Annotated in this window: 20 protein-coding genes, 1 pseudogene and 1 riboswitch; of the genes and pseudogenes, 14 read left to right on the plus strand and 7 right to left on the minus strand. The window is 37.5% G+C overall.

The window, feature by feature from the left end:
* Positions 1–33 precede the first annotated feature (33 nt).
* The gene (locus tag QZ138_RS06605) at positions 34–1,338 is read left to right on the plus strand and encodes an amidohydrolase family protein (protein ID WP_292887779.1); all 1,305 of its coding nucleotides are present in this window, start codon (positions 34–36) and stop codon (positions 1,336–1,338) included.
* Here QZ138_RS06605 and tfrA read toward each other — a convergent pair.
* Positions 1,331–2,974 (minus strand): fumarate reductase (CoM/CoB) subunit TfrA, encoded by a 1,644-nt coding sequence (tfrA, locus tag QZ138_RS06610; protein WP_292887736.1) that lies wholly within the window; start codon positions 2,972–2,974, stop codon positions 1,331–1,333. The genes QZ138_RS06605 and tfrA overlap by 8 nt on opposite strands.
* A 207-nt stretch (positions 2,975–3,181) precedes the next feature.
* Between tfrA and QZ138_RS06615 the strand changes: the two genes are divergently transcribed.
* Positions 3,182–3,556, plus strand: a complete 375-nt coding sequence (locus QZ138_RS06615; protein WP_292887739.1) for a DUF120 domain-containing protein — start codon at positions 3,182–3,184, stop codon at positions 3,554–3,556.
* A gap of 39 nt (positions 3,557–3,595) precedes the next feature.
* A riboswitch (FMN riboswitch) is annotated at positions 3,596–3,728 on the plus strand.
* A gap of 52 nt (positions 3,729–3,780) precedes the next feature.
* Positions 3,781–4,464 (plus strand): 3,4-dihydroxy-2-butanone-4-phosphate synthase, encoded by a 684-nt coding sequence (gene ribB, locus QZ138_RS06620; RefSeq protein WP_292602686.1) that lies wholly within the window; start codon positions 3,781–3,783, stop codon positions 4,462–4,464.
* On the opposite strand, the gene QZ138_RS06625 is transcribed toward ribB, so the two are convergent.
* The 3 genes from QZ138_RS06625 to gatA form a co-directional block, all read right to left on the minus strand.
* Entirely contained in the window at positions 4,465–4,878 is a 414-nt protein-coding gene (locus QZ138_RS06625; protein ID WP_292602689.1) for a hypothetical protein, read from the minus strand.
* A complete protein-coding gene (locus QZ138_RS06630; RefSeq protein WP_292887742.1) occupies positions 4,878–6,371 on the minus strand; it encodes a DJ-1/PfpI family protein in 1,494 nt (497 codons plus the stop codon). The genes QZ138_RS06625 and QZ138_RS06630 overlap by 1 nt, the downstream gene beginning before the upstream one ends.
* A gap of 91 nt (positions 6,372–6,462) precedes the next feature.
* Positions 6,463–7,833 carry an Asp-tRNA(Asn)/Glu-tRNA(Gln) amidotransferase subunit GatA gene (gatA, locus tag QZ138_RS06635; protein WP_292887744.1) on the minus strand — a complete coding sequence of 457 codons (1,371 nt, stop codon included), beginning with the start codon at positions 7,831–7,833 and terminating at the stop codon, positions 6,463–6,465.
* Between the two features lie 212 nt (positions 7,834–8,045).
* Between gatA and QZ138_RS06640 the strand changes: the two genes are divergently transcribed.
* Genes QZ138_RS06640 through QZ138_RS06650 form a run of 3 tightly spaced genes read left to right on the plus strand, consistent with a single transcriptional unit; the run spans position 8,046 to position 9,846 of the window.
* Positions 8,046–8,774, plus strand: a complete 729-nt coding sequence (locus tag QZ138_RS06640; protein ID WP_292887747.1) for a hypothetical protein — start codon at positions 8,046–8,048, stop codon at positions 8,772–8,774.
* 2 nt (positions 8,775–8,776) lie between these two features.
* A complete protein-coding gene (locus tag QZ138_RS06645; protein WP_292600262.1) occupies positions 8,777–9,043 on the plus strand; it encodes a hypothetical protein in 267 nt (88 codons plus the stop codon).
* A gap of 8 nt (positions 9,044–9,051) precedes the next feature.
* Positions 9,052–9,846 (plus strand): HAD family hydrolase, encoded by a 795-nt coding sequence (locus QZ138_RS06650; RefSeq protein WP_292887750.1) that lies wholly within the window; start codon positions 9,052–9,054, stop codon positions 9,844–9,846.
* Positions 9,847–9,919: 73 nt separating this feature from the next.
* On the opposite strand, the gene QZ138_RS06655 is transcribed toward QZ138_RS06650, so the two are convergent.
* Entirely contained in the window at positions 9,920–10,633 is a 714-nt protein-coding gene (locus tag QZ138_RS06655; RefSeq protein ID WP_292887752.1) for a sugar phosphate isomerase/epimerase, read from the minus strand.
* Between the two features lie 68 nt (positions 10,634–10,701).
* Here QZ138_RS06655 and QZ138_RS06660 point away from each other — a divergent pair, with 68 nt between their 5' ends.
* From QZ138_RS06660 to albA, 6 genes are all read left to right on the plus strand, one after another.
* On the plus strand, positions 10,702–11,118 hold the full coding sequence (locus tag QZ138_RS06660; RefSeq protein WP_292887754.1) for a PadR family transcriptional regulator: 417 nt from the start codon (positions 10,702–10,704) through the stop codon (positions 11,116–11,118).
* Positions 11,102–12,151 carry an ATP-binding cassette domain-containing protein gene (locus QZ138_RS06665; RefSeq protein ID WP_292887757.1) on the plus strand — a complete coding sequence of 350 codons (1,050 nt, stop codon included), beginning with the start codon at positions 11,102–11,104 and terminating at the stop codon, positions 12,149–12,151. Before QZ138_RS06660 ends, QZ138_RS06665 begins: the two co-directional genes overlap by 17 nt.
* On the plus strand, positions 12,138–13,292 hold the full coding sequence (locus tag QZ138_RS06670; protein ID WP_292887760.1) for an ABC transporter permease: 1,155 nt from the start codon (positions 12,138–12,140) through the stop codon (positions 13,290–13,292). Before QZ138_RS06665 ends, QZ138_RS06670 begins: the two co-directional genes overlap by 14 nt.
* Positions 13,293–13,303: 11 nt before the next feature.
* The gene (locus tag QZ138_RS06675) at positions 13,304–14,506 is read left to right on the plus strand and encodes a PQQ-binding-like beta-propeller repeat protein (RefSeq protein WP_292887763.1); all 1,203 of its coding nucleotides are present in this window, start codon (positions 13,304–13,306) and stop codon (positions 14,504–14,506) included.
* 45 nt (positions 14,507–14,551) lie between these two features.
* Positions 14,552–16,087 (plus strand): 2-isopropylmalate synthase, encoded by a 1,536-nt coding sequence (locus QZ138_RS06680; protein ID WP_292887766.1) that lies wholly within the window; start codon positions 14,552–14,554, stop codon positions 16,085–16,087.
* A gap of 306 nt (positions 16,088–16,393) precedes the next feature.
* On the plus strand, positions 16,394–16,669 hold the full coding sequence (gene albA, locus QZ138_RS06685; protein WP_292600277.1) for a DNA-binding protein Alba: 276 nt from the start codon (positions 16,394–16,396) through the stop codon (positions 16,667–16,669).
* A 6-nt stretch (positions 16,670–16,675) separates the two neighbouring features.
* Here albA and QZ138_RS06690 read toward each other — a convergent pair whose 3' ends face one another.
* Both QZ138_RS06690 and QZ138_RS06695 read right to left on the minus strand, forming a co-directional pair.
* Positions 16,676–17,335 carry a PHP domain-containing protein gene (locus tag QZ138_RS06690; protein WP_292887769.1) on the minus strand — a complete coding sequence of 220 codons (660 nt, stop codon included), beginning with the start codon at positions 17,333–17,335 and terminating at the stop codon, positions 16,676–16,678.
* A 5-nt stretch (positions 17,336–17,340) separates the two neighbouring features.
* Positions 17,341–18,369, minus strand: coding sequence for a DUF1786 domain-containing protein (locus QZ138_RS06695; RefSeq protein ID WP_292887771.1), 1,029 nt, complete (start codon positions 18,367–18,369; stop codon positions 17,341–17,343).
* A gap of 90 nt (positions 18,370–18,459) precedes the next feature.
* Here QZ138_RS06695 and QZ138_RS06700 point away from each other — a divergent pair, with 90 nt between their 5' ends.
* Together QZ138_RS06700 and QZ138_RS06705 are read left to right on the plus strand one after the other, a co-directional pair.
* Positions 18,460–19,761: a TrpB-like pyridoxal phosphate-dependent enzyme gene (locus tag QZ138_RS06700; RefSeq protein ID WP_292887773.1), complete on the plus strand. Its 1,302-nt coding sequence runs from the start codon at positions 18,460–18,462 to the stop codon at positions 19,759–19,761.
* 391 nt (positions 19,762–20,152) lie between these two features.
* A pseudogene (locus tag QZ138_RS06705) lies at positions 20,153–20,916 on the plus strand (ParA family protein).

Consider the following 20,916-nt stretch of genomic DNA (forward strand, 5'->3'; position numbering starts at 1 on the left):
AGCTAACTTTTTTTATTTTTTTTTTAAGGTGTTATCATGAATAATACTATTTTGATTAAAAACGCATTAATTTTAAACCCGAATAATTTTGAAAACAAAAAGCAATCATTATTAATTAAAGACGATTTAATCGCTGAAATTTCAGATGAAATCGACGACAGCAATGCTGATAAGATAATCGATGCGGAAGGCAAAATACTACTTCCGGGATTAATCAATACTCACACTCATTTGTCAATGACATTGTTCAGAGGCCTTGCAGACGATTTGAGCCTTGACAGTTGGCTGAACGATCATATATGGCCGATGGAAGCAAATCTCAATGGCGATTACTGTTATATTGGCGCCCTTTTAGGGGCTGTTGAGTTAATAAAATCAGGAACAACAACATTTTCTGACATGTACTTCTACATGGAAGATGTTGCCCGTGCAGTTGATGATGCGGGAATCAGGGCAGTCCTGTCATATGGAATGATAGACTTTGGCGATGCCGAAAGGAGAGAAGCTGAAATTAAGGAAAACATGGCGCTATATGATGCCTGCAATGGAATGGCTGACGGAAGAATCAAGGTATTTTTCGGTCCACACTCCCCATATACAGCTTCAGAGGAACTCCTCGTTAAAGTACGTGAACTGGCTGATGAGCATAACATTGGAATTCATATACATGTTTCTGAAACCCAAAAAGAAATCAATGACAGTTTGGATGAAAGAGGCATAAGGCCATTTGAATACTTGGAAAAAATCGGATTTTTAGGTCCTGATGTTGTTGCTGCACATTGTGTATGGTTAAGTGATGAGGAAATCGAAATAATCAAAAAGCATGGTGTAAAAGTGTCACACAACCCTTGCAGTAACATGAAATTGGCTTCAGGTGTTTCTCCGGTTTCAAAACTGATCGAAAATGATATCTGTGTTTCCATAGGTACCGATGGTGCTTCTTCAAACAACAATCTTGACTTGATTGAAGAGTTGAAGACTGCCAGTTTGCTTCAAAAGGTTTCAACCTTGGATCCTAAGGTATTGACTTCCGATGAAGCCATTGAAATGGCAACCATTAAGGGTGCCGAAGCTTTGGGATTAGACGATGAGATAGGTTCTATTGAAGTCGGTAAAAAAGCAGACATTATTTTAATAGACACAAACAGTGCCAATATGGTTCCGGACAGTTCATCTTTGTCCTCCAATGTAATTTATTCCGCTAACGGTTCAAATGTAGACACTACCATTTGTAACGGTAAAATATTAATGGAAAATAAGAAATTGACTACTTTGGATGAGGATGGAATCTATGCTAAAGCCAAACAGGCCATAAAAGAATTAAAAGAAGCTATCTAGCTTCAAATTCTATTTTATTTTTATTTATTATTATACTCTTTTTCCATTCATCATTAGTTTCAGGAAAATCGCTTCTGAAGTGTGCACCACGGCTTTCTCTGCGTATGATTGCTGATTTTACAGTCAGAATACATATTTCAACCATGTTTATTACTTCAAGTGCGGTTACCAAATCAGTATTGTATTGTTTTTTGTCGCTGACATCAAGGTTAACGAGTTCCTTTTGCATTTCCAGAAGCTCGCCCAATGCTTCGTTAAGGGTTTTTTCTTCACGAACGATTGCAACCTTTTCCCACATCAGGTTTTTGATTCTGTTTTTGAATTCCTTCGGTTTGATGGAGCCTTTTTTAATCAGGCCTTCAATTCTTGAGGCTTCTTCGAGAACCATTTCGTTATTGCTTTTGAGTTCGCTTTCCTTTGCGGCCTTTGATGCGCTTACACCTGCAATCTTACCGAACACCTGGGTATCGGCCAGTGCATTGCCGCCTAAACGGTTCGCTCCATGGACTCCTCCACAGACTTCTCCTGCTCCAAAGAGGTTGTCCAGAGAACTTGATGCATCGGTATTTATTTTAAGCCCGCCCATAAAGTGGTGAGCTGTTGGAGCCACTTCTATCGGACCGTGTTTGATGTCCACTCCAACATTTTCAAACTGCAGTACCATTGTTTCGAGCTTTTCATCGATGTAATCGTCATCCAGGTGTGAAATGTCCAGGTACACTCCGCCGTTTTCGGTTCCTCTTCCTTCAATGATTTCCTGATAGATTGATCTTGCAACAACATCACGTGTAGCGAGCTCCATCTTTTCAGGTGCATATTTGCTCATGAACCTTTCCCCTTCGCTGTTAATGAGTTTTCCGCCTTCGGCCCTGACCGCTTCGGTTACAAGGACTCCCTTTTTGGATTCGGGCGCCACCATTCCTGTAGGATGGAACTGAACCTGTTCCATATCAACAAGGTTTGCGCCGGCACGGTAGGATATTGCATAACCGTCTCCATTCTTTTGGAAGGTATTGGATGTTACAGGGTATAGTTGTCCGGCTCCTCCGCTTGCAAGGATGGTCGCTTTTGCCTTGAAGTATATAAGGCTTGAATCTTTCAGGTTCAGGCCGGTTGCGCCTATCACCTGATTGCCGTCAGTGACAAGGGATGTAATCATTACCTCATCGATGCATTCAATATCTCTTCTGATGATTTCCTCTTTAAGGGCATTCAGCAGCTCCGCTCCTGTTCTGTCTCCCTGATAGCAGGTTCTTCTGAAGCTCTGACCTCCGAATGGTCTCTGGTCTATTTCACCAGATTTCTGCCTGTCGAACAGTGCGCCGTAGTTTTCAAGGTCAACCAATCTTTTTGGTGATTCACTGACGAGTATTTCAACAAGTTTCTTGTCGTTCAGATAGCTTCCACCTTTTAGGGTGTCGTTGAAGTGAGCGTCTATGGAATCATCCTTATCGACGGTTTTGAATACTGCATTGTATCCTCCTTCCGCCATTCCTGTACAGCCTGACCTGAATGACAATCCTTTTGACACGATGATTGCCTTTATGCCCGCATCGTCAACTTCGATAGCCGCTCTTGAACCTGCTCCTCCGGATCCAATTATTAACACATCTGTAGAGATAGTTTTTATTTCCATTTCAATTACCCTGTAAAATTTTATTATGTATTACTATATTTTTTATCGTTAAAAATATTTATTAATCAATAAAAATTAAATGTATAGTGTCGAATCTTATTTCTTAAATAAAATTTAAAGCATTTATTTCATGGTTTAATTAAATTGAAAGTATAGTTAAAATTTTGATACTTATTAAATTTGATTCATTTAATTTGAGGTTATTTAATGAAAATCGATGGTGAAGTTAAGACCGGTTTGGGCAAAGGCTCATATTTCATATCACAGGAATTCTACTCAAGTGAGTTCAGGAAAAATCTGGGATTCATTCCATATCCCGGAACATTGAATGTTGTTGTCAGCGACGAGTATCTTGATGAAATCAATGAAATCAAGGATAACTGTCAAAACATAATCAAGCCGGATGAAGGATTCGGGGCCGTTAAATACATTGAAGCCGTATTAAACGATGAAATTAAAGGGGCAATAGTCTTTCCGGCCAAAACGGTTCATGACGTGAACTATCTTGAGTTCATCGCTGAAGTCCGAGTGAGGGATGAGTTGGGCCTTGAAGACGGCGACATTGTAACTTTGGAATTTTGATACCATAAAGTATTTTATACATGATGAATATATTTTTTAATACGTTCTCGGGGCGGGGTGCAATTCCCCACCGGTGGTGATTTTGATAAAATAAGTCCACGAGCACAAAAGATGTGTTGATTTGGTGAGATTCCAAAACCGACGGTGACAGTCCGGATGGAAGAGAAGATAATAGTTATTTAGTTATTTTTAGCCCTGGTTCTAGTATATAAGGAGATATTACTATGAATCAAGAAACAGATTTAGATAAAGCTTTAGAAGCTATAAGAAATGGTCAATTTGTACTTGTTTTTGACGATGACGATAGGGAAGGGGAAGTCGATATGATCATCGCTTCCGAATTTGTAACCCCAAAATCAATTGCAACAATGAGAAATGACGCAGGCGGTTTAATCTGCAACTGTCTTCACGATGATTTCTGTGATGCGATTCATTTGCCGTTCATGGTGGACATCATGAAAGCAGCAACTGAAAAATATCCGGAACTTGCAAAACTTGCACCAACAGACATTCCATATGATGAAAGGTCATCATTTTCAGTTTGGGCAAACCACAGAAAATCTTTCACAGGAGTAACAGACCATGACAGAGCAATGACAATATCTGAAATGGCCATCATGATGAAAGAAGAAAGATTTGATGAGTTCGGTGCAACATTCAGGTCTCCTGGTCACGTATGTCTTTTAAGAGGAGCAGAAGGACTTGTTAAAAACAGGCAAGGACACACAGAAATAGGTCTTGCATTATGTGAGCTTGCAGGCGTTACCCCTGTCTGTGTAGTGTGTGAAATGATGGATGGTGAAACCGGTCAGGCAACATCAGTGGCTGATGCCCGCAAATACGCCGAAGAAAACGGACTGGTTTTACTTAGAGGCGAAGACATCATTAATGAATACTTAAAAGAATAGTTAAGGTGTTTCTTCACACTTTTTAACTATATAATTCGCAATGAATTCCATTATCTGATTATATTTGTAGGAATTATAAATGCTGAATGAGACGTATCTTCCGTCTCTCATTTTAATTTCTAAACCGTTTTTTACTTCTTTTGATTTGTTTATTGCAGCTATTTTTTTCCAGTTGATTCTAAGGTTTTTGCTTTTCAGGGCATTTTCAATGTGAATTCCGTCATCCTTGAACTTAACGATCCTAACGATTCTGCGGTTTTTGTCGCTTGCAATTTGAATGTTGCCGTTTTCGTCAAAGACATAGTCAGGTATCAGGCAGGTTGCCTTCCAGCCCTGTTTCATTTTCTTCATAACATGTGCTCTGTCTTTTTTGGTCAGTTTAACGCCTTTTTCAGGACTCAAATTAAGTGCCATTAAATCACCTTGCTTTTGATTTCATCGAATGTGTAGATTTTTTCAAACTCGACTTCATGGGCCATTTTTATTATTAAATCAATATCCAGATTGCTTTCAATCAGATCCATTGCATGTGAAGTGAACAGCTCGTATCTTATTTCAACTTCAGGAATGAATCCGCGCATGTCTGCTGACTTTAGTTTTGGAAGCTTTAAAACGTTTTCGACCTTTGTGTTGTTTTTGATGTAAGGCACCACCTGGTCGAATATATCGTCATTGTATACTTTGTTTAAAAGAATCGCTTCTACTGAAACTCCGAATTTTTCAAGCATGTTGGCATGTGAAACCAGATCAACAGCAGCCGATTCTATTCCACCCTTGTTAACACCTGAAGCAAGTATCATTGGAATGTTTGATGACATTGCAATTTCTGCAGCTGAAAACGGAACCCTTTCGTTCAATAAACCTGTAAATACGCTCATTACACCCTCGATAAGCACTATATCATAGTCTGATGAGTTGAGTTTTGCCACAGTAGATTCGATGTCGCTCCAGCCTAAATGCCCTATTTTTATTGATGCGAACTCTTCCATTTTGCCTTTTGTCAGGTAAAGCCCAGGTATTATGTCACGCACATCGGGACCTACCTTTAAAAGGGCCACTTTATATCCTCTTTTTCTTAGGGCACCGGCAAGACCGGTTACAATGAAGGTCTTTCCGCTGTCAGAGCCATTGCTTCCAATCATAAGGTATTTAGGTCTTTTGTTTGGTTCAATTTCAGGTATTCTTATTCCGGTGTTTATTCCAACCTCGCTTTTAAGGAATTTTTTGACTTGCCTGTTTCTATTGTAAATTTCATCGGTATCTGTAGTGTCTATCTGTTCTAATAAATTTTCTACAATAATGGGATTTTCATCCAGAATGCCGTGAATCATGGTTCCGATAACATTACCGTCATCGTTGCATGCACCTGAAAAGATGTTATAGTCGCCTTTTTCATTGGTGTCGCCGTAATTCATCCTTTGAACTTTTGAATAGAACAGCGGTTTTGCATCCCCTTCAACCTTACCATAGGTATGGGTGTGAAAGCCGTCAACATCTTCAGTCTGTCCCTTCACTAGAAAAGAGTTGTCAAACACCTTTGCCTTAACACGGTCGCTTGTAATCAATGGTGAGAAATTAACATCGATTATTCCAAGGCCGTCCTTAACAATCGGCACGGGGGATTTTCTTCCGATGTCTATCTGATTGGACAATAGCTGAAAGCCCGCACATATTCCGATGATAGGTTTTCCGGCTTTTGCCATCTTTTTAATTTCCGTGTTAAGCCCCATGTTAATGTCATTTGATTCAATCAGTGTTCCGCCTGGAATGATTAATGCATCAAGTTCATCTGAAGCCTTATTACCGTTTACAAGTCCGTTTTCCTTAACGATGTCGGTTGGCAAGTTTCCAAAATCCTCAAATCCCGGAACCGCTCCATTGATATAGGCAAGTCCAATTTTTGTCATAAAAATACCTCTTGATATTCTATTGTATTTTTAATATAATAAAATTTTAGAGGTGCATTTCAAGTGTAAAAAAGTTCGTAAAAAAAAGAGTTTATTGAGTGTTTTCGAAAACACTCATAGCTTTGATAATTTTTTCGTCATCCAATGGTTTAGCCTGAATCTGCAATCCTACAGGAATGCCGTCGACCTCACCTGCAGGTATGCTTGCTGCTGGAATACCTGCCAGGTTTGCAATTACTGTCAATACGTCGTAGGCATACATTTCCATTGGCTCTAATTCAGCGCCGATTTCGTGAGGGAGCTTAGGAACGGTTGGTCCTACAATCAAATCGACATTTTCAAGCATTGAGGTGATTTCAGCTCTGATTACTGATCTTGCCTTTAAAGCTTGCTTGTAGTATTTACCGCTGAATTCAGCTTCTGCAATATGTGAACCGATTTTGATTCTTCTTAAAACTTCATCTCCACATACTTCTTCGATTCTTGAACCGTAATCTCTTCCGTCGTATTTTCTTGTTGCTGAGAAGAATTCAACATAGTTGATTAGGTAGTAGGTTGGCAGACATAAGTCAATGTAGTCGAAACTCACTTCCACAAGCTCTGCACCTGCATCTACTAACTTTTGAATAGCTTTGTTGACGGTTTTGTTGATTTCGTCATCTGTAACATCAATGAACTCCTGACATACAGCTATTTTCATGCCTTCTAAAGATTTGTCTTCAAGCACTTCGGTAAAGTCAGGTTTTTCCCAGTCAAGTGTGGTACATTCGGTTTCGTCATATTTTGCAATTGTATTTAATGCGACTGCAATACCGCTTACATCGTTGGCCAGTGGTCCGATTTGGTCCAGACTCATGGATAAGTCTAAAAGACCCTGTCTTGAAACGGCACCGTAAGTAGGTTTGAATCCGACAACACCACAGTGTGATGCAGGGTTTCTGATGGATCCGCCTGTGTCGGAACCGATTGAAATGTCACACATTTCAGCTGCAATTGCCGCTGCACATCCGCCTGATGAACCGCCAGGGATTCTTCCCATTGCAGCAGGGTTTTGGGTAGGTCCGTAGTAGGAAGTTTCAGTTGAACTTCCGGCTGCGAATTCATCCATATTTAAAATACCGATGATTATTCCATCTTCCTTAAGGATTTCATCAACAACGGTGGCATTGTAGCTTCCGTAGTAGTCTTCCAGGGTTTTGGAAGCTGCGGAAATAATCAGATCTTCAACATTAATGTTTGCTTTTATACCGAATACCAAACCAGCTAAAGCGCCGACATCTTCGCCGTTAGCGATTTTTTTATCAATGGCTTCTGCTTGCTTTAATGCATTTTCATAGTTTAATTCAATAAATGCATTAATTTCTTCGTTATTTTCATCGATAACTTTAATGAAGCCTTCTACATTTTCTTTAGCTGTCATTTCTCCATTTTTAATGGAGTTTAACTTTTCAATAACGTTCATTAAAACACCTTAAATGTAATCGTAAATTATAATATTATTACTTTATTTTTCAATGTTTATATACTTGTTTTTTTTCTAAAAGAAAAATTGTTTTCACTTCGTAAAATTGCTTTAAGCTTGTAAAATTGCTTTGATTTATAACTTATTGATTTATAACTTATTAAATTTAATTAATTAAATAGATATTTTTTAAAATTATATGAGGAGTATATATGAATTTTGTTAATAAGATACGAGGAAGATTTCAAAATTTCATCGGATTTGAAAAATTAAATCCATTAAATAATTTTGATTTTCATAATTCTTTTGATGAATCCAATTTAATAAGCAATATTGATTTGTTTAAAAAAGCTATGGAAGAACATAATGAGTTAAAAGAAGTAATATGGATTTCATTATATCATTGTTTAAACACTTTTGATGCAAAAATTGAATATCTGACGGTTTTAGATATTAATTTTCAACTAATTGCTGATTTAGTTGAGGGCAATGAGGAAAAGGTTATTATTCCACATAATGTTAAACAAGAAATTTTAGAAGGAAATGTTTTAGCAACTTTTCATAATCATTTTAATGGAGCCATTATTCCATCTTCTAAAGATTTAAAAAATACGATTTTGCCATTTGTTAAGTTCATGGTTATTACATCTGAGAATAATATAGGTATTATAGTTAATGATACGAATTGTGACTCTAAACTTTTAAAACAAGAATGGATTTTCTTTTTAGCATATGTGAATTGGTCATTTAACATCACTTTTGCTAGTGAAATTGAAAAAATATATGCGTTAAAATTAAATGATGAGAAATTTAAAAAGCAGGAAGAAATTCTTTTTAATAGGTTTTTATCTTTAAATTTAAAAAAATTCATTAATGAATTTAATTCTCGCATGGAAAAATATAATGTTTACTTTTTATATATTACTATATTGGAGGAATAATAATGTCCGAAATTTTAGAACCATTTGATAGTGGATTAAAAACTGGAAATATCACTATTTTGTTTAATATTTATCGACATGAGAGAATATCATATCAAAATAGAATAAGATATGAAAATTTTCTTAAAAATAATTATCCTAAAGAATATGATAATTTTTTAGAGTTTAAGATAAAGGTTAAAAACAAAACCCCGAATATTAAAGAATTAATTTTTCAATGGTTAGATGGAAAAAGAGACATTCCAGATTTAGAATTATTTTTAGTTTAGGCGATACTATGAAAAAGGCTGTCGTATTTGATAACTCAGGAACATTGATTGAAAGGTTCAGGGTAATTAAGGATGTTATAAATGGAAACATATTCACCGATATCAATTCACTTGATTTGATCGACCAGGCCGATGCCCTGGCCTTGGTGGTTCTTCAGTTCAATACCAATAAGCTTCTGAAATTGGATTCAGACACATTGATTTCTGATGTCATCAAGGAATATGACATCGATTTCGACATTAGCTTTTCAACAAATCCGGTTTCCAAAGCTGAGGTCAAGGAGATTCTTGACAACGAAAAGTCAACCACAATTTCAGACATCACCGACGGTTTTGACATATTGCGGGAAAAGATTTCCCATATGGAGCTGTGCAACGGATCCGCTCTCATTGTTGACATGGATTTGGGTGTTGTTGCATATACCATCACTTCAGCAGGCAAGTTTTTCCCAAAGGTATTTGAAACCGTCGAAACGTTGAAATCCCGTGGCATTGAAATATATATCGCTTCAGGAGACAGAAAGGGAGCCATCAACAGGCTTGCCAATATGCTTGATGTTCCAGAGGACAATGCCTTCGGCACTGTTTCAACCCGTGGAAAGTGTGAGGTGGTATCCATCCTCAAGGACAGTGGCTATAAGGTCATGATGGTCGGTGACGGACTCAATGATATTTTGGCATTCAAAAAGGCGGATGTCAGCGTTTTAACCATAGAACAGCAGGAGGAAGTCTCCCCTAAGATGATGGACAAGACAGATTACATTATCGAGGACATTTTCGAGGTCACCCTGATTGACTTCTAAGTTATTTTTTTATAACTAATAACTTATAAGTTATAACTTATAACTAATAACTTATAAAAAAATAATGAATAAGTTATAAGTTATCAATGACCTCTTTGCTTTTAAGAATGTTATCGAAGCTGTTCAGCTCTATTATTGCGGTATCAATCTTTTTCAATAAATTCAGGTCCATTGTACCTTCACCCAATGCAATATGCTGGTCCTTGACGCCATCATTATCATTCAAGTGGCAGTAGCTGATGTTTTTTAGGTTAAGCATCTCCTCAAGGTTTCCGCAGGTATTGCCGTGGCCGGTGTCGATTGTCAGGCTGCATCCGGTTGCCTCCTGTATCATCTCTATTTCCTCAACGGTGTTTCCTAAGAATTTGCCACGGACAGGCATGTTTTCGACTGAAATTTCAACATTTGTGTTGTCTATTATTTCTCCAATGCTTTCGATAGCTATTTCCAATGCCCATTTTCTTAAATGCGGTTCGTTTCTACCTATTATCCCAGGATGCACTGTAATTGTATTTGCATTAATGCTTTCGGCATATTGCCCGCAATGAATCATTTGCTTAACGCTTTCATCTCTTATTCCCTTGTTTAAACTTGCGATGTTGATGTCTACAGTTGCAGCATGCATTCTCATGTCCAGGCCACAGTCCTTGAATTCACCATTGTCCTTTTCAAAAAAGGGGCCTTCAGCAAGAATTTCTATTATTTCAAATCCATGTTTTTTAGCTAAATCGATGATGTCGTTGTTAGGTTCCATGAATAAAGCCAGTGTTGTAAAACCTAATTTCATATTTAAATATTTGGTAATGCAAATATAATAAATGTTAACATATATCAAAAATTGACATATGGTGAAATATGACAGACGAAAAGGATTTTGAAAAAACTCATGAAAAGTTCCTCAAGCATTTTACCAACGGAATAATCCATAAACTGATCCTGTGGATAATTTCAAAGGAAAACATTCATGGCTATGGAATCATGAAAAAGTTGGAGGAATTCTTTAGCTTTGAAGATTCAAAATGTGACATGAAAATTAATTCAAGTAAGATATATCCTATATTGTCTAAAATGGAGAATGAAGGATTGATTTTTGGGGAATGGAAAGTTAACGAAAATAATAAAAGGGTTAAATATTATTCAATAACTGATGACGGACAGCAATTCCTGTATGAAATGAGGTCTCACATGAATGATATTTTAAATAATCCATCTTGGGTGAATTTTTTCAAAGACATGACTGGAATGGAGATTAACAATGAAAAACGCAATTGAAACTGAAAATTTGACAAAAGTTTACAACAATAACTTTACCGCTGTTAATTCTCTTAACCTGGAAATTCCAAACGAAAGTATTTTTGGCATGTTGGGTCCCAATGGAGCCGGAAAGACAACCACAATCAAGATGCTCACCTGCCTTATTCAGCCAACTTCCGGTAAAGCCACTGTCGGCGGATACGATGTTCAGAAAAACCCCGATGAGGTGCGAAATCTTCTTGGGATGGTTCCTCAGCAGGTTAGCCTGTATAAGGATTTGACCGTAATGGAAAACTCACAGATGTGTGCGGACTATTATGGGGTGCCTCAGGACGAGCGTGATTCACGAATCGAAGATTTGATGGAGCTTGTTGACATCAAATATGCCAAGGATAAGCGTGTCGGTCAGCTTTCGGGAGGCCAAAAGCAAAAGGCTTCCCTTGTTGCAAGTTTGGTTCACAGGCCGGATATCCTCTTTTTGGATGAGCCTACAATCGGCCTTGACCCTACTACCAAGCGAACCCTTTGGGATTTGATAAGAGAACTTAACGACAACGGTCACACAATAATTTTATGTTCCCATGACATGCATGAAGTTGACATGCTTTGTGACAATGTGGGAATCATCAATACCGGTAATTTGGTTGCCTATGACACTCCTCAGGGGCTTAAGGATGCTCTTTTGGAAAGCAACAAGCAGGAACTGACGGACGCTTTAAGCAAAATTTCCGAGGAAGGCGAAGATTCCGATTCATCAGATGAAGATTTGGAAAATCTTAGCTTGAAGAAGATGTCTATGCTTTTGAAAAACCAGAATGAGGAGATCATTGAAACAATTTCCGAATCTGAAAATGTCAAAAGTGTCGAATTGGCCCACAATGGCCGTATCAATTTGAGAATTGACAGCTTTGATGACATGGCCGTTCAGAATGTATTGAATGATATCATATCCTCAGGCGGCATCATCACTTCAATTTTTACAGAAGAGCCATCATTGGAAGACGTATTTATCAAAGCAACATCCGAGGTGAATGAAGATGATAGAGCCTAAAAAATTCTGGTGGATGATAAAGAAGGAACTGATTTCCCTTAAAAGGCACCCTGCAAGGCTGGTTTCAATCCTTGCCTTTCCGATAATCATGATTTTGCTCTTTGGTTATGGAATGGGTGGGGAAATGACAGACTTGCCTATAGTTGTAGTGTCACAGTCAGACGGTGATTTGACCGACTTGACATTGGATACCATCAAATCGACCGAAACATATCATGTCGTTGAGGTAATCGACAGTTTGAATGAAGGAAAGCAGCGCGTTGATTCGGGAGAAGTTAAAGCGGCAATCATACTGCCATCGGACTATGATAAGGATTCGTCTCAGCAGAAGGGTGTAACGCTTTATATAGACTCGTCAGACCAGATGGCTTCACAGATTCTTGAATCATCAACACAAGGAATATTTTACAGAATTTCCAACATGGTGGCTTCCCAGACCAGCGTTTCAACTCAGGATGCAAACATCAAGCCGAGCATTGCTCATTCCCTGGACAATTTCAAGGATGATATAAGCCTTCACATTAACCGCATTTATGGAAACATCAAGTATATCGACTTTTTGGTTCCGGCTATTTTGGGTATGACAATCATGATGAGCTGTATGATGGGAATGGGCGCAACTATTGCAGGTGAGCGTGAAACCGGTGAGCTTGCAAGACTCTTCATGACACCGACATCCGTTTCCACAGTTATCGGAGGAAAGATTGCGGCGAAATTGCTGATTGAACTTGTACGGGCTTTGATACTGATATTCATGGCGGTATTGCTCTTTAATGTGAGCATCAAGGGAGGATTCCTGCAGACGTTCATCGTTTTGGTTATTGGAGCGTTGTGTTTTGTCGGATTTGGTATCATGCTTTCGGCAAGAACACAGACTCAGGAGGATTACGCCCAGATTTCACTGCCGTTCTCAATGCCTATGATGTTCGTTTCAGGGGTATTCTATCCGATTGAGACAATGCCTTGGATTTTACAGAAACTGGCATATGTATTCCCATTGACTTATCTCAACGATGCAATGAGAGGAATAATGCTTAAAGGTCAGACATTAGGTGATGTTTGGGTTGATTTGGTCGTGCTTTTAGGATTTACCATATTATTCTTTATAATTGGTGTAAAACGATTTAACAGGGATGTATAGGAGGTTTTCAAATGTATAAAAAATTATTGATCGGATTGGTTATAGCGCTTTTGTGCCTGTCTCCAATAGCGGCTGAAAATTGGAATTCATTTGCTGGAGATGTAACCCACAATGGATATAGGGAAGGAAATTCGGATTTCGTAACTAATTTATGGACATTTAACGTCCAATCTCCGGTTCATTCTTCACCGGCCATCTATGGTGATTACATTTATATCGTATCAAGTGACGGTATCTTAAAGGCCATTAACATGGAAAAAGGTGTAGAGGAATGGGATCTGGATTTGAAATCTCCTACTAATTCTTCCCCGATTGTTCATAAAAACAGGCTCTATGTCGGTTGTGAAGACGGCCTTAAAGCAATCAACATCAACTCTCACAAGGTCGTTTGGGACTATGACTGCGACAATGTGGAGTCAACTCCATTTTATTATAAGGATGTCATTTACTTTGGAAGTGACGACGGACATTTATACGGATTGAATGATGACGGCAAAGTCGAATTCAACAAGAAACTGGATGGCGATCTTAAATCATCTCCGGTGGTTGTGGATGATACAATTTATATTGGTTCAACCAATTCTAAAATGTACAGCTTCGATACTGACAAATCCAAAAACTGGGATTTTACTACAGGCGATGAGATATTGTCTTCACCAAGCTATGTGAATGAAACAGTCATCTTCGGTTCATGCGATGGCAACGTTTATTGTTTAAATGAATCCGACGGGGATTTGGTCTGGAAAAAGGACCTTGACAATAAGGTATTATCCTCTCCTACAATCGATGAGCATGAAAACAGTGTCTACATCGGAAGCGACGAGGGAAACATGACATGCCTTGACATTCGCGACGGTACCGTAAAATGGTCCCATAAGACAGGCGACAAGGTTCAGTCCACAGCCGCTTTAAAAAACAACCTGGTTGCATTCGGGTCAAACAATGGCAATCTCTATGTTTTAAATAAATACACAGGATTGGAAGAGTTCACATATAATCCTGGCACATTCTTATTTAATTCAGCCATTACATCCTCACCTGTAATAAACGGCAACTCCTTGTTTTTCGGTGATCATTCAGGCCAAATTTATTCCTTGAACATTGAAAAATATGAGGTTCCAGGTTCTACACAGTTATACTTGTCCTTAGGAATTTTAATCGTTATTATGATTGTAGCTGTTGTTGTGGTTGTTAAGGTTAAGCGTAAAAAATAATTAACCTTATTAACTTCATTTTTTAAATTTTAAATGGGGGATGCGATGCACGATATTGAAACTATTAAGAATAAGAACATGAATTTAGCAGAAAAGATATATATTTTTGATACAACACTCAGGGACGGCGAACAAACTCCGGGTGTTGCATTGACAGTTGATGAAAAAATTCAGATTGCCCAAAAGCTCAATAATTTGGGTGTTGACAAAATAGAAGTTGGATTTCCGGCATCATCTAAAGGAGAAATAGAGTCTGCCAGAAAAATTAAGGCTTTGGATTTGGATTCGGCCTTGGCCGGTCTTTCCAGGTCTTTAACAATTGATGTTGATGCGGTATTGGATGCGGATTTGGATTATATACACACATTTATTGGCACTTCCCCTTTGCATCGTGAATATAAGCTTAAAATGTCAAAATCCGAAATCATCACTAAAGCCGTTGAAACTGTTGAATATGCTAAGGACCACGGTTTGACAGTTGAGTTTTCAGCTGAAGATGCAACCAGAACAGAAAGGGGTTTTCTTTATGATGTATTCAGTCAGGTCATTGATGCTGGTGTTGACTTTTTGGATGTCCCGGATACCGTTGGAATTTTGACTCCTGTCATGACTCGCGAATTAATCAGCGATATTAAGGAAAGCTTTTCAGTTCCTGTTAGTGTTCATTTCCATAATGATTTCGGTCTTGCAACAGCCAATACTCTAACCGCTTTGGAATGCGGTGCCGACCAGGCCCATGTTACCGTCAACGGTTTGGGTGAGAGAACAGGTAACTGTTCACTTGAAGAGCTGGTCATGACTTTAAAATCAGCTTACAATGTTGATTTGGGCTTGGATACTACCCGTTTATATAGCTTGTCCAATTTGGTAGGGCGTCTGACTGGGGTAAAAATGCCTGTCAACAAGCCGATTGTTGGAGATAATGCATTTGCCCACGAATCCGGAATTCATGTTCACGGAATCCTTAACAACTCTTCCACTTACGAACCTATTTCTCCTGAAATGGTAGGCCATTCCAGGCGCATAGTGTTGGGAAAACATACCGGAGCCAATGCTTTGAAATCAAAGCTCAAGGAATATCACATAGATTTGACTGACGAACAATTTTATAAGGTCTTCAATGAAATCAAATCTTTGGGTGACAGCGGCAAATGTGTTACTGATGATGATTTGGTGGCTATTGCTATTACTGAACTCGCTTCAGCTCGTGAAACACCAATTGAAATAAAGGGCATGAGCATTTCAATGGGGGCCAATGTTTCTCCAACCGCTACAGTTAAGCTTGCAATCGATGGTGTAGAAAAGGAAACTGCAAGTACAGGTGTAGGTCCTGTCGATGCTGCTTTAAATGCTATTAGTGCCTTGATTGAGGATACTCTTCATATTGAGCTTGAGGAATATAATCTTGAAGCTATTAACGGCGGTACCGATGCATTGGCTGATGTATTTGTAATCTGTTCCGACCCTGATGGAAATAAATCTACAGGCAGGTCAATCCATCAGGACATAGTAATGGCAAGTATTTTGGCAGTTTTGGATTCAATCAATAAATTGTTGCTAATTAATCGAACAAATTATTAATTTTTTTTTTAAATTTTCTATTTTTTTCACTTTTTCAAAATTTTGTAATTTTTATTTTACAATCTATAATTTTTTTATTATCGATTAATTGATTTATTATGAAAAATTTTAGTTGAATTTCTATTTTTTATTTATTTTTTTATTTATTTTTTATTTGTATATTAATTGTTTATAATTTTCTATTTATTTTTTTATTTTGTTTATATAAATTTTATTTTTTTTATTTAAATGTTTATACTTATTATTAAAATTTTATGTAAAATTTTATATACATTAATTGCTAAACTTTATTATGGTGAAATAAATATGGAGAATAATACAATTTTTGTAGGTAGCAAACCTGTTATGAATTATGTTTTAGCAGTTGTTACACAATTTAATGAAGGATCTGATAGTGTTCTTTTAAGAGCTAGAGGAAAAGCTATCAGTCGTGCTGTTGATGCTGCTGAAATTGTTAGAAATAGGTTTGTTCCGGAAGCGGACGTTACTGATATTCAAATTTCTACTGAAGAAATTGAAAATTTTAACAACGAAAAAACAAACGTTTCCATTATAGAAATTTTAATTGAAAAGAGTGAATAACTCTTTTTAATCAAATTTCTTTAATACATTTTTATCAAATAGGTATTTGGAAAGCAATATATTTGATGTTCCCTTTCCATGAGCCTCTACTTTTCCTTTTCGTATTGCTTTTAGTACGCTGTCGATATCCTTTTCACAATCAATCAGACTGAAGCAATCGCCAACGAATTTCCAGTAATGGGCATCGCTTGCACCCAATGTTGGAATATTTTCTGTTTTTGCTAATTTTTTTGCCTTGTTGTTACAGTATCCTATAACGAATCTGGCATTTTTTGTCTCTATTGCATCAATTTTCAATTCCTTATAGTCACTCTTGCATAAAAGCCCATGTCGATAAAAACAGTAGGGGTGGGGTATAATTGCAAGTCCCCCTAAATCATGGATTCTGTCTATAGTATCTTGTGGAGAAAGGTCTCGAGGTATATTTTCCTCACACCCAAAACCAAGAATATGACCTAGTGCTGAAGAAATTTCAATGGAGGGTATTGCCAATATATCTGCGTTTCTAGTTTTAGCCATAACTTCGCTGGTTCCATCAACAGTATTGTGGTCACTGATTGCTATGATGTCCAAATCTCTTTCTTGCGCTGTCTTTAAAATGTCGTCAATTCTTGAATGTGAGTCCGGGGAATATTCGCTGTGAATATGGGAGTCCATTTTTAGCATATTATCTATCCTAGTATTGTTTTGATTAGTCCAATTGTTCCTGTCATCATCACGTCTCCCCCTGGAGCCGCATGATGCCAATCAAGATTTGTCTTTTCGATCAGTTCCCTTTTCGGTCCGCTTACTATTACCTTTTCGATTTCAGTTATTGGGTTTAGAACATGTGCGCCATGTCCAAAGTCCTCATGAACTTCCTCATGGGTTATTTCTCCTGAGGCAAGTCTTTTAATGTATCTTTCAAGTGATTCGCCAGTCAGGCTTGATGTGTGATGTTCGAATACTCCTTGAATTTTCCCGTTTTCAATTGATGCGGCTGTTGTGTGGCCGTTTCCAATGTCAATTACAATGAAGCTGTCAAGCCTGCTTGCCACCTCATCATAGCACATTCCGGCAATTGATGCGAATTTCGTATCCATCACCAGCGGAAGCTTTTCTATTCCCTCATCCTTTATTTGCCTTCTGACGGCCTGCATTCTTGTGAAGTATTCAGGCATATCCTCTTTGAATCCGAATTCCAATGGGGAGATGGGATGTGATACCTTCTGTCTGATTTTTTCAAACCTGAAGTCACGGTCACCCATGTTTTCGTTATAACCGTGGTCCTGCACAGCTATTGCAATTTCATCAAAATCGAAATCCAGGTCATAACCCAATAAGAATTCAGATAATTTTTTAATATTGATGTCACCCAGTTTTATTTTGCTATAGTCTGTGTAGTCTTTGTTTTCATCGGCAATTTCTATTCCCAATGATTTTACCTGTTCGATATTGTCTCGTATTGTCTTTGCGCATGTCGGTTCCATCACTACCTTATATCCTTTTTCCATATGTTCCAACAGGCTTTTTTTGATTTTTCCTCCGCCCATTATCTCTCCTGTAAAGTAAATGTCATTTTCTGTTTCCCTTATCTGTTGGGAGATGTACAGGTGCGGAGAGGGCAGAACCAGTTTAATTGAGTTTTCCAGTTCCTTTTCTGTATCATATATCATTATGTCCTGTGTTCCGGTTCCAACATCAATAGCTAAAATTCTCATGATTTTAGATTGTCCCTTATAATATTAATAATTAAACTGTACATTTTTGTACAACAAAGCTTTATATAGTACATTGATGTAAGTATTATTATGACTTATAAAATTGAATTATCATCAGATGAAGTGCCAAAGCAATGGTATAATATGCTTGCCGATTTGCCTGTTCCGCTTCCTGCTCCTAAAAACAGTGAAGGAAAAGATCAGATTTCATCTTTACAGTTAGCTTTTACTAAATCAGCTTTAGAACAGGAATTTGCAACAGACCGCTATATTACTATACCAAACGAAGTTAGAGAATTATATATGGAAATGGGAAGACCTTCTCCATTGGTCAGAGCCAATAAGTTGGAAGAATACTTGAATACTCCCGCTAAAATCTATTTCAAGAGGGAAGACTCTTCACCAACAGGTTCACATAAGCTTAATTCCGCTATTCCTCAGGCATATTTTGCCAAAAAGGAAGGTGTGGAAAGACTGACTACAGAAACCGGTGCGGGTCAATGGGGTACTGCCTTATCACTTGCATGTAATTTGCTGGACATCGAATGTACAGTATATATGGTTAAGGTTTCATTCAATCAAAAGCCGGACAGGAAAAATATCATGGACATCTATGACTCAAATGTCTTTGCCTCACCTAGTGAAAATACCAAAGTGGGACGTGAAATTTTAGCAGATAATCCAGATCATCCCGGTTCTCTTGGAGTAGCCATTTCCGAAGCTATGGAAGAGGCTTTGGAAAATGATGAAGTCAAATATTCCTTGGGAAGCGTACTCAACCATGTGATGCTGCACCAAACCGTTATCGGTCAGGAATTGAAGACCCAATTGGAAATTGCTGAAGAGACTCCTGATGTAATGATTGCATGTGCCGGTGGAGGAAGTAACCTTGCTGGATCTCTTTTCCCATTCATTAAAGATAAAATTGATGGAAATTCAGACACAGAATTCATCGCAGTTGAACCTAGTGCCTGTCCAACTTTAACTGAAGGATCTTATGATTATGACTTTGGCGATTCCAATGGATTTACTCCAATGCTTAAGATGTTTACCTTAGGACATGACTTTGTTGCCCCTTCAGTTCATGCAGGCGGTTTAAGATACCACGGTATGTCACCAATTGTTTCTCTTTTAGCTAAAGAAGGTTATATCACCCCTAAGGCTGTTCATCAAAAGGACTGTTTCAATGCAGGAATTCTTTTTGCACGTAATCAGGGCATTGTTCCTGCTCCTGAGACCACTCATGCAATTAGAGCCACAATTGATGAAGCATTGAAATGTAAAGAAACCGGCGAAGAGAAAACCATTGTCATGAATTTCTCAGGCCATGGAATGTTGGACTTAAAAGGATATGCTAGCTATTTTGCTGGAACCCTGCAAAATGCTAAATAATCCTTTCTTATTTTTTTTTGATTTTTTTTAGTTATTAGTTATAACTTATAATTTTTATTATCAGTTATAAGTTATAAGTGATAATGAATAACTAATAACTTATTTGTGAAAACAAATACTTTATAAGGAAGAAGTTATAAAATATAACTTATTTGTTAAAAGTTAGTTATGATAAGTTATTTCTTTAGAAGTTCTAACTTAAACCTTATTTCCTATCCCTTAGAAGTTGGAACTGATAAGTTATTTCCTTTAAGTTTTAATTTAGAAGGAATAACTTAATCCTTTTAACTTATACTGGATAACTTAAATGTTATTCTTTAGAGCTTTGAAATTTTAAGTTATACTTCATAACTGGTAACTTAAAACTTATCATAAATAGGAGAATTCTTTAATGAGTGAAGTAATTGCAGTGATGAATCAAAAGGGTGGCTGTGGTAAAACAACAACTGTTGTGAATACTGCAACATCTCTAGCGGTAATGGGAAAATCTGTTTTAGTGGTCGATATGGATCCTCAGGCCAATGCTACTACAAGCTTTGGCATTGATAAAACTAAGATAGAAAATACAATATACGATGCTATCATTGGGGATATAAATGTAAAAAAAGCAACAATTCCTACGTTTATTAAAAATTTGTTTATTATCCCAAGTAATATATCCCTCAGTGGTGCTGGAGAGAAAATTACCATATTATCTTGAAGGAAACTCTTAAGGATGTTGTACCATTATTTGATTACATTTTCATTGATTTACCTCCTTCATTAGGTGTCATAACAGTCAATGCATTAGTAGCTTCCGATAGCGTTTTAATACCTATCCAAGCTGAGTATTATGCACTAGAAGGGGTAGCCGATTTGATTAATACCATTAAATTAGTCGAACAAAGGCTTAGAAGTCCCACTCCAATTAAAGGAATTCTCCTCACTCTATATGATAAGAGAACTAGACTTAGCAAAGACGTTTACAAAGAGCTTAAAAGTTACTTTGGCGAAACTGACCTATTGTTCAAAACCGTCATTCCAAGAAACATCCGATTGGCTGAAGCCCCTAGTTTTGGAAAACCATGCCTTATATATGACCCGGACAGTACAGGAACCAAAGCCTACCTTAAACTGGCAAAAGAAATCATTCAACGTGATGGAGATGATTCCTAA

This window comes from Methanobrevibacter sp. UBA212, from assembly GCF_905233225.1.
Classification (GTDB): Archaea; Methanobacteriota; Methanobacteria; order Methanobacteriales; family Methanobacteriaceae; genus Methanocatella.